The organism is Pseudomonas sp. FG86 (assembly GCF_057808775.1).
The window spans coordinates 17,894-34,585 of the sequence record NZ_JBMDIS010000072.1; the positions used below are offsets into that span (position 1 = coordinate 17,894).

Genomic DNA, 16,692 nt, shown 5'->3' on the forward strand with positions numbered 1-16,692 from the left:
CGTCTCACTAGTGGTAATGAGAACCAGACTCAATAAATACTTATAAACTGCCCACCTCACACACAGAAGAGAAAGCATTCATGTCAGTACGACTCGGTCTGAGCCCCCTGAGCAAAGCGCTATCCATGCGACGGGCCCTGAACTTCAACCTTACGCCTTGCGCGCTCGCGATTGCGGTATCGCTGCCCATCGCCGGGTATGTACAGGCCCAGGAGCTCGAGATCGATATTCCTGCACAGCCGTTGGGGACGGCGTTGCAGGAATTTGGCCGCCAGACCAATCTGCAAGTGCTGTACAGCCCGACCGATGTGCAAGGCAAGAACAGCACTGCGGTCAAGGGCAAGCAGGAACCCGACAAGGCGATCGCCTCGCTGCTCGACGGCACGGGTGTCCATTACAGCCTGCAAGGCAACGCCGTGACCATCAGTGCAGCCGCGACTTCGGGGCTGGAACTGGGGGCTACGCAAGTCACCGCTAACCAGTTGGGCACCGTGACGGAAGGCACCGGTTCGTATACCCCTGGCACTATCGCCACGGCGACGCGCATGGTGCTGACGCCTCGCGAAACACCGCAGTCGATCTCGGTGGTGACGCGCCAGGTGATGGATGATTTCGGGCTTAACGCCATCGATGACGTCATGCGCCATACCCCGGGCATCACCGTGTCGACCTACGACACCGAGCGCACCAACTACTATTCCCGTGGCTTCTCTATCGTCAACTTCCAGTACGACGGCATCCCGACCCTGCGTGACGCCCAATACTCAGCGGGCCAGACCCTGACCGACATGGCGATCTACGACCGTGTCGAGGTCCTCAAGGGCGCCACCGGCCTGCTCACCGGCGCTGGCGGCCCAGGGGGCACCATCAACCTGATCCGCAAAAAACCGACTTCCGAGTTCAAGAGCAGCATCGAACTGGGCGCCGGGTCCTGGGACAACTACCGCTCCCAGGTCGACGTCAGCGGCCCCCTGACCGAAACCGGCAATGTGCGTGGCCGTGCCGTCGCGGCGTATCAGGACAAACAATCGTTCCTTGACCACTACTCGCGCAAGACCGGTGTGCTCTACGGCATCCTCGAATTCGACCTGGACGAAAACACCCTGTTGACCCTCGGCGCCGACTACCAGGACAGCGATCCGAAAGGCTCCAGCTGGACCGGCACACGGACCATCTTTGATGCAACGGGAAACAAGCTGAACCTGCCGCGTTCGTTCAACAACGGCCCGAAATGGGGTTCATGGGAGCAATACAGTCGTACCGCTTTCGCGACCCTGGAACACACCTTTGACAATGGCTGGGTCACCAAAGGCCAGTACAACCACCAGATCAACGGCTATAACGCGCCTCTGGGCTACATCTCCCAGGACTCCGCCACCGCCAGTTCCATCTACGCACGCAAATACGTGGGCGACACCACCAGTGACAGCCTCGATGTGTACGCCTCGGGGCCATTCGAGCTGTTCGGCCGCGAACACGAACTGGTGATCGGCCAGTCCCTGTCCATTTCCAAATGGAAAGCCAAGGACTACACCGCGACCACTTACTTCAACAACTCCTATGACTTCTACAATTGGAATGGCCAAGCCATCGAGCCGCTGTGGACCGCTACCAAGATCAATGACGAAACCACCCGCCAGACCGGTACCTACGTCACGGGTCGCTTCAGCCTGACGGACGAGCTGCACCTGTTGCTCGGCTCGCGTATCGCCAACTACCAGGTCACCGGTACCAGCGACACCCAGGAAAGCGGCAAGGTGGTGCCGTATGCGGGCCTGACGTATGACCTGAACGACAATTTCACCGCGTATGCCAGCTACACCGAAATCTTCCAGCCCCAGACCCAGTACCGCACCCGCACACGCGCCATGCTTGCCCCCAACGAGGGCAAGAACTATGAGCTTGGCGTCAAGGGTGAATTCTTTGGCGGCCGTTTGAATTCCAGCCTCGCCTACTTCGAAGTGCACGAAGAAAACCGCCCGCTGGCCGACACGGCGTGGAACTCCCAGCCGGGCGTCGACTATTCGTACATCGGCACCAAGACCAAGACCAAGGGCTACGAAGCGGAAATCTCCGGCGAACTGGCCCAGGGCTGGCAACTGCAAGCGGGCTACACCCACAAGATCGCCCGCGATGACGATGGCAAGAAGGTCGCGACCTGGGAGCCGGAAGACCAGGTCAGTTTCTATACCACCTATAAACTCCAGGGCAACCTGGACAGGCTCACCGTCGGTGGCGGCGCGCGCTGGCAGAGCGCTGGCTGGCAGACCGTCAACAACTGGGGCTACCCCGGTGGTGGCCGCTCCGAGAAATTCACCCAAGACCCGTACTGGCTGGTTGATTTGATGACCCGTTACCAAGTGACCGATAACCTTTCGGCCACCCTCAACGTCAACAACCTGTTCGACAAGCACTACTACACCAACATCGGTTTCTATGACTCGGCTTACCCTGGCGACCCACGCAACGTGATGCTCACCACGCGCTGGGACTTCTAGCCCCGCAACCCGCAAAGCCCCTGGTCACTCCGTGGCCAGGGGCTTTTTTGTGCCCGCTGCGCAAGCCTGGATAAACACGCGGTATCAGACAGCAAAACGCCCCTGGCCATCGCTGGCCAGGGGCGCCCTTTACAGCAACCGCTTACTCCATCGCCGCCACAAAGCTGCTGATGAACTCAGCGTTATCCACGATCCGGTGGTGAGTCGTATCGATCACCACCGAACGCCGGATACCCGCCTGGCCAATCACCTCGCGCATACCGGACTCGATCAACGCCTGGTGGATACCGCCCTCGCTCAGGGCCGCCCACCAGCAATTGACCGGCGCCCGGATGGCGCGGTAATCGGTGTCTTGCAGGCGCTCATCCAGCACCTGCTTGAGCGCCCAGGAGCGCTCGGTTTCGCCGCCCGACTGCAACTCATCCTTGAGCACGCGGAAGCTATCGCCCAGGGCCCGCTCAGCCCAATCGGACACCTGCTGCCATTGCTCATCCTGGCTGCCGCACGTCGCCTGCCACACCGCGTGGATCTGCTCGGCGTACGCCGGGAACATCACCGCCAGCAACTCCACGCGCCGCTCGGCCGCAGACGTCACCCGCTGATCCAACTGCGCCCCCTGCTGCCAAAACGCAGTAAAGCGTGCCGGGGGCGGCGCATCGATCCAGCCCACCGATTCCACCACGCGGCCCGCCTGTTCCAGGCGGTAAGCCACCTCCATGGCCAGGTTGCCGCCCAGGGACCAGCCGGCCAGGCGGTAAGCGCCGTGGGGCTGTGCGCTCAACAATTGCTGGGTGTAGTCCTCGACCATCTGCGCCCAGGTCGGCACTTCAATGCCTTCGTCCACCAGTGCCCGGCACATCACGCCCAACACCGGACGCTGCTCACGCAACGCCAGGGCAATGGCCTTGTAGCAATGCACCGAGCCAAAACTTGGGTGGAACAGGTACAGCGGCGTGCCCTGGGCCTGGCTATTGAGCCGGACGATCAACGAGCGCTCGCCCTCGCCCTCGAGGCAACGCGCCTGAGCCGCGACCGTCGGGTGCAGCATCAACTGGTTGACGCCCAGCGCGACACCGCACACCTGATGAATGCGGTCCTTGAGCATCAGCACCAACAGCGAATGGCCGCCCAGCTCGAAGAAGTTGTCATGCAACCCGACACGTTCGACTTGCAGCACCTGCGCCCATGCCGCGGCAATCTGTTGTTCGGCCTCAGTCTGCGGCGCAACGTACTCGCGGCCAGCGGCCTCGGGCTTGGGCAGCGCCTTGCGGTCCAGTTTGCCATTGGGGCTCAGCGGCATGTGCTCCAGCACTACCCATTGCGCCGGGACCATATAGTCCGGCAGGTGGCTGGCCAGGTGGGTGCTCAAGCGCTCGCGCCAATCGTCACCGCTCGGTTGCAGCACCACGTAAGCCACCAGTTGCTTGCCATCAACCACCTGCACGCTCGCTTCACGCACAGCCGGGTGTTCCAGCAGGCGCGCTTCGATTTCACCCAGTTCGATGCGCAAGCCGCGCAGCTTGACCTGATGGTCGAGGCGGCCCAGGTATTCGATGACGCCGTCGGCACGCTGGCGTACCCGGTCGCCGCTGCGGTACAGCCGCGCCCCAGGGTGGAACGGGCAAGGCACGAAGCGCTCGGCGGTCAAGCCCGGACGCCGATGATAACTACGCGCCAAGCCTGCGCCGCCCAGGTACAGCTCACCGGCAACTCCGACCGGCACGGGTGACAGGTCGGCATCCAGCACATGGGTGCGCAGGTTGGCAATCGGTTCGCCGATCGGCACCGTGTCGTGCCCCTCGTCGACGCAGGTCCAGTGGGTCACGTCGATGGCGGCTTCGGTTGGGCCATACAGGTTGTAGAGGCCGGCTTGCGGCAGTTTGGCAAAGACTTGCTGCAGGGCGTCGACCGGTAGCGCCTCGCCGCTGCACACAATGCGCTGCAGGCTTTGGCAACGGGTCACCGCCGCATCCTGGAGGAACGCCTGCAACATCGAGGGCACGAAGTGCACTGTAGTGACCTGCTCGGCGGTGATCACACTGATCAACCGGGCCGGGTCGCGATGATCCCCCGGCGCTGCAACCACCAGGCGCGCACCGCTCATCAGCGGCCAGAAGAACTCCCACACCGACACGTCAAAGCTGAACGGGGTCTTTTGCAGCACCGTGTCGCTGGCACCGAGGCCATAGGCTTCCTGCATCCATTGCAGGCGGTTGGTCAGGGCCGAATGCCGGTTGCCCGCGCCTTTGGGCTGGCCGGTGGAGCCGGAGGTGTAGATCACATAGGCCAGGTTTTCGCCGTCCAGGACGATACCTGGGTCGCTATCGCTGTAGCCTTCGAACCACGACTCACCCAGCACCAGATGATCCAGGCCATCGGGTATGGGTAGCTGTTGCAGCAGGTGCGCTTGAGTCAGCAGCAACTTCACCCCGCTGTCTTCGAGCATGTACGCCAGGCGCTCACGTGGATACTCGGGGTCCAGCGGCACATAGGCACCACCGGCCTTGAGCACCGCCAGCAGGCCGACCACCATTTCGATGGAACGCTCCAACGCCAGGCCCACCAGCACATCCGGCCCGACGCCAGCCGCGATCAAACGATGGGCCAGGCGGTTGGCGCGGCAATTCAGTTGCGCGTAGCTCAGACGCTGCTGGCCAAACACCAGGGCCGGCGCATCCGGCGTGCGCGCGACCTGTGCTTCAATCAACTGATGCACGCAACGCTGCAACGGGTAATCGCGAGCGGTAGCGTTCCAGTCGTGGATCACTGCTTGCTGTTCCTGGTCATCCAGCAACGGTAACTGGCCGATACGCTGCCGGGTGTCCTGGGTCATGCCGTCGAGCAGGTTCAGCCAATGGCCGGCCATGCGTGCCAGGGTGGCCGGCTCGAACAGGTCCGTGGCGTAGGTGAACGAGGCGGCAAGCCCCTCGGCCGACTCATGGGTATTGAGGCTCAAGTCGAACTGGGCCGTGTGGCTGTCCCACGCCAGGCCGCTGACCTGCAGGCCGGGCAATGGCTCAGCCTGGTCGGGGCCACTGGCTTGGGTCTGATGATTGAACAGCACCTGGAACAACGGGTTGAAGCTCAGGTTGCGTTCCGGCTGCAACGCCTCCACCAACTGCTCGAACGGCAGGTCCTGGTGGGCCTGGGCATCGAGTGCACGCTGTTTGACCTGGGCCAGTAACTGGGCAACCGTCTGCTGCCCGTCGATATCGGCCTTGAGGACCTGGGTATTGACGAAAAAGCCAATCAGGCGCTCGGTTTCCACGCGGTTGCGGTTGGCGATGGGCACGCCGACGCGGATGTCCCGCTGGCCGCTGTAGCGGTGCAACAACGCCTGGAATGAGGCGAGCAGGAGCATGAACAATGTCACGTCCTCACGCTGGGCCAGCGCGCGCAACGCGGTGACCCGTGCCGCCGGTACGCGGATGTCCAGGCTCGCGCCGCGATGGCTTTGCTGGCTCGGCCGGGCGTGATCCAGCGGCAATTCCAACACCGGTTGTTCACCCCCCAGCAGGTCTCTCCAGTAAGCCAGCTGGCGCGCCTTCTCACCGGCTTCCATCCACTGGCGCTGCCACACCGCATAGTCGGCGTACTGGATCGGCAGGGCCGGCAATTGCGGCTCCTCGCCCTGGCTGAAGGCGGCATACAACTGCACCAGCTCGTCGACCATCACCTGCATCGATCCCCCATCGGAAATGATGTGATGCTGTACCAGCACCAGCACGTGGTCGTCCGCGGCCACCCGCAGCAGCCACACCCGCATCAGCGGGCCCTGGGTCAGGTCGAAAGGCTGCGCAATGTAAGCCTCCACCTGGCTGCGCAGGGCCGACGCATCCACATCGACCTGGGCGATCTCAACACTGGCCGGCGCGCCAATCACCTGCACCACACGCCCGTCCTCCGGTTTCAGGTGGGTGCGCAGGCTTTCGTGACGCGCAACCAGGGCGTCAAAACTGCGCTGTAGCGCCACGGGATCCAGGCGACCTTTGAGGCGCAACGCGCTCGGCACATGGTAGGCCGCGCTGTGCGGGTCCAACTGCCAGAGGAACCACTGGCGTTCCTGGGCATAGGACAACGGCAAGGGCTGCCCTCGCTCCACCGCGACCAGGGGTGGCGCCAATGGCATGCCGCTTTCGGTCGACAGCGCTGCGACAAACCCCTGCAGCCGTGGGTGTTCGAACAGGCTTCTGAGCGCAACCTCTCGGCCCAACACATTGCGCAGGCGGGAGATGACTTGCATCGCCAGCAACGAGTGGCCACCCCGCTCAAAGAAGTGATCGGCCAACCCGACCCGCTCGACACCGAGGATGTCAGCCCAGAGGGCCGCGACCTGTTGCTCAAGCTCCGTCACCGGCGCGACCCAGGCGTGTTGCGACTGGCTGGCGTCGGGTTTCGGCAGCGCCTGGCGATCCAGCTTGCCGTTCGGATTGAGCGGCATGCGGTCAAGGAAGATCAGGTGCGCCGGCACCATGTAGTCCGGCAGTTGCTCGCGCAAGGTGGCCTTGAGCGCTTCGGCATCCTGTTGCTCGGCGACCAGGTAGGCGATCAGTTGATGGTCGGCCGCCAACACCAGCGCTTCACGCACGCCGCGCTGGGCCAGCAGCAACGTCTCGATTTCCCCCAGCTCAATGCGGAAACCACGGATTTTCACCTGGTGGTCGACACGCCCGACGTACTCGATCACCCCGTCGGCACGGTAGCGCGCCAGGTCGCCGGTGCGGTACAGGCGCGCGCCGGTTGCGCCGAACGGGTCCGGCACAAAGCGTTCGGCGGTCAACAGCGCACGGTTCAGATAGGCGCGGGCCAGGCCGCAATGGCTGCCGATGTACAGCTCGCCCACCGCGCCCAGTGGCGCCAGGTTCAGGTCGCGATCCAGCACGTACAGGGCACGGCCTGGCAACGAGCGACCAATCGGGCTGGCGGTGGCGCCGATGGTCTCGCTGGACGTGCAATCCAGCACGCTCGAGACCACCGTGGCCTCGGTCGGGCCGTAGGTATTCAACAATCGAACATGGCCCAGGCCGGCCTTCAACCACTGTGCCGGGCCGTCCAGCGGCATGGCTTCGCCGCCGATATGGATCTGGCGCAGCGCGCCATACGTGCGCGGCCCCGCCGCCAGGCAGTCGAGCAAAAACAGGTTCCAGTAGGCGGTGGGCAAGTCGGCCAGGGTGATGCCTTGAGCGATGATTTCCTCGTACAACCGCGCGCTGTCCCACAGCTCTGGACCGCGCAACACCACGGTGGCACCGTGGGTCAGCGCCGGGTAGAGCTGCTCGACGAACCCGTCGAAGTTCAGGGTGGCGAATTGCAGGACGCGATCGTCCTGGGTCAACCGCGAATAGCCCGCCGCGATGCTGGAAAACTCGGTCAGCGCCCCATGGTTGATCGCCACGCCCTTGGGTTTGCCCGTGGAGCCGGAGGTGTAGATCACATAGGCGAGGTTTTGCGGGTCGACGGCTACCTGCGGATCCGTCTCGGGGTACTGAGTCAAATCCGTATACGTCAGGTCCAGCGTCGCCAAGCCTTCGGGTAGCGGCAGGTCGAGAGTCGCCTGGGTCAGCACCAGGCGCACGCCGCTGTCTTCAAGCATATGCAGCAGGCGTTCACGCGGGTATTGCGGGTCGAGCGGCACATAGGCGCCGCCGGCCTTGAGCACCGCCAGCAGGCTCACCACCATCTCGAACGAGCGCGCCACCGCCACGCCGACCAGCCCTTCCGGGCCGACACCTCGAGCGATGAGCGCATGGGCCAGGCGGTTGGCTCGGCGGTTCAATTCGGCATAGCTCAGCGACTGTCCGCCCAGGCACAGTGCCGTGTGCTCCGGACGCCGTTGCGCCTGGTGCTCGAACAGGTGCTGCACCCCCTGTTGAATCGAGCACGCCGGCGCCGGGGTATTCCAATCCCGCAGCAGGCGCGCGTGTTCCTGGCGATCGAGCAGCCTCAACTCGCCGATGGGTTGCCGGGCATCTCGCGCCACAGCGTCCAACAGGTTCTGCCAATGCCGCGCCAGGCGTGCCACGGTGGCGGCCTCGAACAGGTCGGTGGCGTAGGTCAGCGAGGCCCATATGCCTTCGGCGGACTCCTGGGTATCCAGGCTCAGATCGAAATGCGTGGTGTGGCTGTCCCACTCCAGCCCTTCCACCCGCAGGCCAGGCAACTGCTCGCCACGCGGCACACGCGCCTCGGCCTGGTGGTTGAACATCACCTGGAACAGCGGGTTGTGGCTCAGGCTGCGCTCCGGTTGCAGGGCTTCCACCAACTGCTCGAACGGCAAGTCCTGGTGCGCCTGGGCTTGCAGGGCGCGATGCTTGACCTGCTGCAACAGCTGGGCAAAGGACATCTGCCCGTCGATATCGGCCTTGAGCACCTGGGTGTTGACGAAGAAGCCGATCAGGCGTTCGGTCTCCACCCGGTTGCGGTTGGCGATCGGCACCCCGACACGGATGTCCGACTGCCCGCTGTAGCGATGCAACACGGCCTGGAACGACGCCAGCAACAGCATGAACAGCGTGACCCCTTCGCGTTGCGCCAGGCCCTTGAGGCGGGCAACCACATCGGCATCCAGGCCGACTTCCAGCTGCGCGCCACGGTAGCTCTGCACCGCGGGGCGCGGATGATCCAGCGGCAACGCCAGTACCGGTTGCTCGCCACCCAGCAGGCCCTGCCAGTACTCCATCTGGCGCTGCTTCTCGCCGGCGTCCATCCACTCGCGCTGCCACCCGGCGTAATCGGCGTATTGCAGCACCAGCGCGGGTAATTGCGCCGGCCGCCCCTGGCTGAACCCGGCGTACAGTTGCACCAGCTCATCGACCATGACTTGCATCGACCAGCCATCGGAAACGATATGGTGCTGAACCACTATCAGCACATGTTCCTGTTCACTCAGTTGCAACAGTGTCACGCGCAGCAGCGGGCCCTGGTACAAATCGAAAGGCCGGGCGATTTCCGCTTCCACCCGCGCCTGTACCTGCTGCGGCGATGCACCGAGCAGCCGCGCCTCATCCAGCCTCAGTGTGGCGACGGGCAGGATGTGCTGCCGCGTGGACTCACCGTCGGTGATAAACACGGTGCGTAAGGTTTCATGGCGTGCGAGCAAGGCGTCAAAGCTGCGCTGCAAGGCCGCGCGATCCAGTTGCCCGCTCAGGCGCAATGCGTTGGGCACGTGGTAGGCCGCACTCTCAGGCTCCAGTTGCCAGAGGAACCACTGCCGCTCCTGGGCATAGGACAACGCCAGGGGCTGCTCACGGCTGAGCGCGAGCATCGGCGGGGCCAGCACCGTGGCGTCCTGCGCCTGCAACGCCAGCACAAACCCTTCCAGTTGCGGTTGTTCGAACAACGTGCGCAGGGCAACTTCGCGCGCCAGCAACTGGCGCAGGCGCGAGATCACCTGCATGGCCAGCAAGGAATGCCCGCCCAGTTCAAAAAAGTGATCGCTCAGGCCGATCCGTTCGGCGCCGAGTACCTCGGCCCAGATCGCAGCCACCTGCTGCTGCAAAAGGCTGACCGGCTCGACGAACACCCCCTGGGCCTGGGCAACGTCGGGCAGCGGCAGGCCGCGGCGGTCGAGCTTGCCGTTGGGGGTCAGCGGCATCTGCGCGAGGAACATGAAGTGCGCGGGCACCATGTAGTCCGGCAGGCGGGACTTGAGAGCGCGCCGCAGTGCTTCGCGGAACTCCACCGCGTTGATCAGGGCGGGGTCGGCAGGCACCACATAGGCCACCAGTTGCTTGCCGGTCGGGCCGTCCTGGGCCACGACCACGGTTTCGCCGACGCTGTCCTGCTCACGCAGGCGCGCTTCGATTTCACCCAGTTCGATGCGGAAGCCGCGGATTTTCACTTGATGGTCGACGCGGCCGAGGTAATCCACCACGCCATCCGGACGGCCACGGGTCAGGTCGCCGCTGCGGTACACGCGGCTGCCGGGTTTGCCGAAGGGGTCTGGCACGAAACGTTCGGCGGTCAGTGCCGGACGTTCCAAGTAACCCCGGGCCACGCCCTCCCCGCCCAGATACAACTCGCCGGCCACGCCGATGGGTTGCAGGTTGAGTTGCGCGTCCAACACATAGCCGCTGCGGTTGCCGAGCAGTGTGCCGATGGGCGCATAGACCGCACCGCACGGGTCACCCTTGCGGGCCTTCCACAGCAGCGGCGTGACCACGGTTTCGGTTGGGCCGTAGCCATTGAACAGGTAGGTCGGTTTCAGCGCGCGCCAGGCCAGGTCGTAGCTGGCTTGCGCCACCGCATCGCCGCCGAAGCAGTACACCCGCACAGCCGGTGGGTGACCGTCGCGCTCGGCATGCTCGGCCAGCTGTTGCAGGTACACCGGCGGGAACACGGCCATCGTCACCTGGTGGCGATGCATCTGCGCGTAGGTGTATTCGGGCAACCACAGGCTGTCATCGCGGATCAGCACGCTCGCGCCGTTGATCAGCGGGTGCATCCAGCCTTCGTGGGAGCCGTCGAAGGCGAACGACATGAAGTGCAGTTCGCAATCGGCCGGCGAGGTTTCATAGCGCTCGCCCGTGGCAATGATGTGCGCCACCAGCGGGCCGTGGGACACCGCCACGCCCTTGGGCAGGCCGGTGGAGCCGGAGGTGTAGATCACGTAGGCGAGGTTATCGCCGTGCAGCTTCACGTCTGGAGCCGTGTCGCTGTAATCGGCCCACGCCTCGGTGCGATCGATCGCCAGGGTATCCAAGCCGTCAGGAATCGGCAGTTGCTGCAACGCCCGCGTATGCGTCAGCAGCAACCGGGCGCGGCTGTCTTGCATCATGTACAGCAGGCGATCACGCGGGTATTCGATATCCAGCGGCACATACACCCCGCCCGCCTTGAGCACGGCGAGGAACGCCACCATGATCTCGGCGCTGCGTGGCATGGCAATCGCCACGCGCACTTCCGGGCCCACACCACGGGCGATCAGCGCACGGGCCAGGCGGTTGGCCTGGCGGTCCAGCTCGCCGTAAGTCAGGGTCTGCGCGTCGAACTTCACCGCCACGGCCTCCGGTGTTTCAGCGGCGCGGTCAGCGACCAATTCGTGCACCAGGCGCGTGGCCGGGAAGCCGGAATCGGTGCGGTTCCACAGCTGCAAGATGTGCTGCTGCTCGTCGCGATCCAGCAGGTTCAATTGGCCAATGCTCTGCGCCTGATCATCGACCATCGCCTGCAACAGGTTCTGCCAGTGGCGCGCCATGCGCTCGATGGTCGAGGCGTCGAACAGATCGGTGGCATAACCCAGCGACGCCCACAGCCCCTCGCGGTTTTCCTGCACGTCCAGGTCGAGGTCGAAGTGGGCCGTGCGGCGCTCCCACGTCAAGCCTTCGATGCGCAAGTGCGCGAGTGCCGACGGCGTATCGCCCGGGCGCCCTTCGGCCTGGTGGTTGAACATCACTTGGAACAGCGGGTTGAGGCTCAGGCTGCGCTCCGGCTGCAAGGCTTCCACCAGTTGTTCGAACGGCAGGTCCTGGTGGGCCTGGGCCTCCAGCGCGCGCTGTTTGACCTGGGCCAGCAACTGGGCAACGGTCGTCTGCCCATCGATCTCGGCCTTGAGCACCTGGGTATTGACGAAGAAGCCAATCAGGCGCTCGGTTTCCACGCGGTTGCGGTTGGCAATGGGCACGCCGACGCGGATGTCCTGCTGGCCGCTGTAGCGGTGCAACAACGTCTGGAACGAGGCCAGCAGCAACATGAACAGCGTTACACCGTGAGCCTGGGCCAATGCCTTGAGATCGGTGGCCAGGGCCGCTGGCAGCGGTACGTCCAGGCGAGCGCCGCGATGGCTCTGCTGCGCCGGGCGCTGATGATCGAACGGCAGCTCCAGCACCGGCTGTTCACCCCCCAGCAGGTCTCGCCAGTAAGCCAACTGGCGCGCCTTTTCGCCGGCCTCCATCCAATCGCGTTGCCACAGCGCATAGTCGGCGTACTGGATCGGCATGCCCGGCAATTGCGGCATCTCGCCCTGGCTGAAGGCGGCATACAGCTGCACCAGTTCGTCGACCATCACCTGCATCGACCAGCCATCGGAGACGATATGGTGCTGCACCAACACCAAGACATGCTCGTCCTCGGCCAGGCGCAGCAGGGTCACACGCAACAGCGGCCCGGCTTGCAGATCGAACGGCCGGGCAATCTCGGCGGCGACCTGCGCGTGCAGATCGATCTCGCTCACCTCACCCAGGGCAATCGACACGGGGGCCTGGGCTTGAATGACTTGGCGCGCGCCCTCTGGCAGCACCTGAATACAGGTGCGCAAGCTCTCATGGCGAGCGACCAGGGCATCGAAACTACGTTGCAGCGCCGAACGGTCCAACGCGCCCTTGAGGCGCAGGGCGCTGGGGATGTGGTAAGCCGCGCTGTGCGGGTCCAGTTGCCAGAGGAACCACTGGCGCTCCTGGGCATAGGACAACGGCAGTGGTTGCTCACGGCTGGCCGGCAACAACGCGGGAACCGGCTCGCCAACGCTCGCTTCCAGGGCGTGCAAGGCGGCGGCAAAGCCTTCGAGACGCGGTTGTTCGAAAAGCAGTTTCAACGGCACTTCACGCCCCAGGGCATGACGCAGACGCGACACCACCTGCATCGCCAGCAACGAGTGGCCGCCCCGCTCAAAGAAGTGATCCGCCAGCCCGACCCGCTCGACACCCAGGATGTCAGCCCAGAGGGCCGCGACCTGTTGCTCAAGCTCCGTCACCGGCGCGACCCAGGCGTGTTGCGGCTGGCTGGCGTCGGGTTTCGGCAGCGCCTGGCGATCCAGCTTGCCGTTCGGATTGAGCGGCATGCGGTCGAGGAAGATCAGGTGCGCCGGCACCATGTAGTCCGGCAGTTGTTCACGCAAGGTAGCCTTGAGCGCTTCGGCATCCTGTTGCTCGGCGACCAGGTAGGCGATCAGTTGATGGTCGGCCGCCAACACCAGCGCTTCACGCACGCCGCGCTGGGCCAGCAGCAACGTTTCGATTTCCCCCAGCTCAATGCGGAAACCGCGGATTTTCACCTGATGGTCGACACGCCCGACGTACTCGATCACCCCGTCGGCACGGTAGCGCGCCAGGTCGCCGGTGCGGTACAGGCGCGCGCCGGTTGCGCCGAACGGGTCCGGCACAAAGCGTTCGGCGGTCAACAGCGCACGGTTCAGATAGGCGCGGGCCAAACCGCAGTGGCTGCCGATATACAGCTCGCCCACCGCGCCCAGTGGTGCCAGGTTCAGGTCGCGATCCAGCACATACAGGGCACGGCCTGGCAACGAGCGACCAATCGGGCTGGCGGTGGCGCCAATGGTCTCGCTGGACGTGCAATCCAGCACACTCGAGACCACCGTAGCCTCGGTCGGACCGTAGGTATTCAACAATCGAACATGGCCCAGGCCGGCCTTCAACCACTGCGCCGGACCGTCCAGCGGCATGGCTTCGCCGCCGATATGGATCTGGCGCAGCGCGCCATATGTGCGCGGCCCCGCCGCCAGGCAGTCGAGCAAAAACAGGTTCCAGTAGGCGGTGGGCAAGTCGGCCAGGGTGATGCCTTGAGCGATGATTTCCTCGTACAGCCGCGCGCTGTCCCACAGCTCTGGACCGCGCAGCACCACGGTGGCGCCGTGGGTCAGCGCCGGATAGAGCTGCTCGACGAACCCGTCGAAGTTCAGGGTGGCGAATTGCAGGACGCGATCGTCCTGGGTCAACCGCGAATAGCCCGCCGCGATGCTGGAAAACTCAGTCAACGCCGCATGGTTGATCGCCACGCCCTTGGGTTTGCCGGTGGAACCGGAGGTGTAAATCACATAGGCGAGGTTTTGCGGGTCGACGGCTACCTGCGGATCCGTCTCGGGGTACTGAGTCAAATCCGTATACGTCAGGTCCAGCGTCGCCAAGCCTTCGGGTAGCGGCAGGTCGAGAGTCGCCTGGGTCAGCACCAGGCGCACGCCGCTGTCTTCAAGCATATGCAGCAGGCGTTCACGCGGGTATTGCGGGTCGAGCGGCACATAGGCGCCGCCGGCCTTGAGCACCGCCAGCAGGCTCACCACCATCTCGAACGAGCGCGCCACCGCCACGCCGACCAGCCCTTCGGGGCCGACACCCCGCGCGATCAGCGCATGGGCCAGGCGGTTGGCTCGACAGTTCAATTCGGCATAGCTCAGCGACTGTCCGCCCAGGCACAGTGCCGTGTGCTCCGGGCGTTGCAGCGCTTGCGCCGCGAACAGCCCATGCACACCCGCACTGTGCTGCAACACCGGCGCTGCGTGATTCCAATCCTGTAACAGCCCGCGTTGCTGGGCCTCGGTCAACATCGTCAGTTGCGCGATGCGCGTGCCCGCCCGCCCGACGACGGCACGCAGCAAGCCCTGCCAATGCTCGGCCATGCGCTGCACGGTGGCGGCGTCGAACAGGTCAGTGGCGTAGGTCAGCGAGGCCCAAATACCGTCGGGCGATTCCTGGGTGTCCAGGCTCAAGTCGAACTGGGCGCTCTGGCTGTCCCACTCCAGCGCCTCCACCGCCAGGCCGGGCAACTGCTGCTCGCCGCGTACCCTGCGGCCTTCAGTCTGGTGGTTGAACATCACCTGGAACAGCGGGTTGTGGCTCAGGCTGCGCTCCGGTTGCAGGGCTTCCACCAACTGCTCGAACGGCAGGTCCTGATGACTCTGGGCTTGCAGCGCGCGCTGCTTGACCTGGGTGAGCAACTGGCTGAAGGTCATCTGCCCGTCGATATCGGCCTTGAGCACCTGGGTGTTGACGAAGAAGCCGATCAGGCGTTCGGTCTCCGCGCGGTTGCGGTTGGCGATCGGCACGCCGACACGGATATCCGACTGCCCGCTGTAGCGATACAACAGGGTCTGGAACGACGCCAGCAACAGCATGAACAGCGTCACGCCCTCACGCTGGGCCAACGCTTTGAGGCCGGTGACCAGCGTCGCCTCCAGGCCCATGTCCAGTCGCGCGCCGCGATAGCTTTGTACGGCCGGGCGCGGGTGGTCCAGCGGCAACTCCAATACCGGCTGCTCGCCCCCCAGTTGCTCGCGCCAGTACTCCAATTGGCGCTCTTTCTCACCGGCTTCCATCCAACTGCGCTGCCACAAGGCGTAGTCCGGGTATTGAATCGCCAACGCCGGCAAGCGCGCCTCCTGGCCCTGGCTGTAAGCCACATAACACTGCACCAGCTCATCGACCATCACTTGCATCGACCAGCCGTCTGACACGATGTGGTGCAGCACCAGCACCAGCACATGCTCATCCGGCGCCAGTTGCAGCAGCTTGACCCGTAGCAGCGGGCCTTGCTGCAGGTCGAACGGCTTGGCGACTTCTGCTTGCACCAGCGCCTCAAGCTGCTCGGGGTCGCCGTTTTCATGGGCGATTTCAACGCGCACCACGGGGTCGATCACCTGCAGCACCTGCTCGGCATCTTGATGCAGGTGGGTGCGCAGGCTTTCATGGCGGGCCAGCAGGCTATCGAAGCTGCGTTGCAGGGCGACACGGTCGAGCCGGCCCTTGAGCCGCAAGGCGCGCGGCAAGTTGTAGGCCGGGCTTTGCGGCTCCAGTTGCCACAAAAACCACTGCCGCTCCTGGGCATAAGAGAGTCGAAGGGGCTCACCGTCCTGACGCTTGAAAACCGGGGCAATCTCAAACAGGTTGATGCCTTGTTGCTTGAGCATGACCGCCAACGCTTTCTTTTGTTGCGCAGAAAGTGACCCTACCGACTCGATTAATGCTTGCACGCCACGCCCCTCAGGAAATCAATTTATCCAAATCTTCTGCTGATAGACGTTTGAGGGCCTCCAAGGATTTAGCCAATGCGTCCTGCACCGGCGAATTAATTGTCTGTTGCGCCGCCACGCCGGCAGTGAATTCGGCCAGGGTCGGTGTGGTGAAAATCGATTTGACGTCGAATTCGCTGTGCAACTGCTCACGCAGGCGAACCACCACTTGCGTGGCCAGCAGGGAATGGCCGCCCAGTTCGAAGAAGTTGTCGTGCAAGCCCACACGCTCCACCTCCAGCACCTCGGCCCAGATCGCGGCAATCTGCTGCTCCAGCTCACTCTGCGGCGCGACGTACGGCCGTGCCTGCAAGTTGGCATCCATCTTGGGCAGCGCTTTGCGGTCCAGCTTGCCGTTGGGGCTCAAGGGCATGTGCTCCAGCAGCATCCATTGGGCCGGGACCATATAGTCCGGCAAATGGCTGGCCAGGTGGGCGCTCAAGACCTCACGCCAAT

General features: G+C 64.3%; 3 protein-coding genes. 1 reads left to right on the top strand and 2 read right to left on the bottom strand.

Features of this window, described 5'->3' with window-relative positions:
• The first annotated feature begins 80 nt into the window (after positions 1-80).
• Positions 81-2,498 carry a TonB-dependent siderophore receptor gene (locus ACODSV_RS28600; RefSeq protein ID WP_223817918.1) on the top strand — a complete coding sequence of 806 codons (2,418 nt, stop codon included), beginning with the start codon at positions 81-83 and terminating at the stop codon, positions 2,496-2,498.
• 142 nt (positions 2,499-2,640) lie between these two features.
• Here the strand turns inward: ACODSV_RS28600 and ACODSV_RS28605 are convergent, their stop codons facing one another.
• A complete protein-coding gene (locus ACODSV_RS28605; RefSeq protein WP_489078371.1) occupies positions 2,641-16,197 on the bottom strand; it encodes a non-ribosomal peptide synthase/polyketide synthase in 13,557 nt (4,518 codons plus the stop codon).
• 10 nt (positions 16,198-16,207) lie between these two features.
• Positions 16,208-16,692: phosphopantetheine-binding protein (locus ACODSV_RS28610; RefSeq protein ID WP_489078373.1), on the bottom strand; the 485-nt coding region annotated here is incomplete at its 5' end.

Coding starts and splice junctions, on each gene's coding strand:
- ACODSV_RS28600 (WP_223817918.1), top strand. CDS start 81: ATGTCAGTACGACTCGGTCTGAGCCCCCTGAGCAAAGCGCTATCCATG.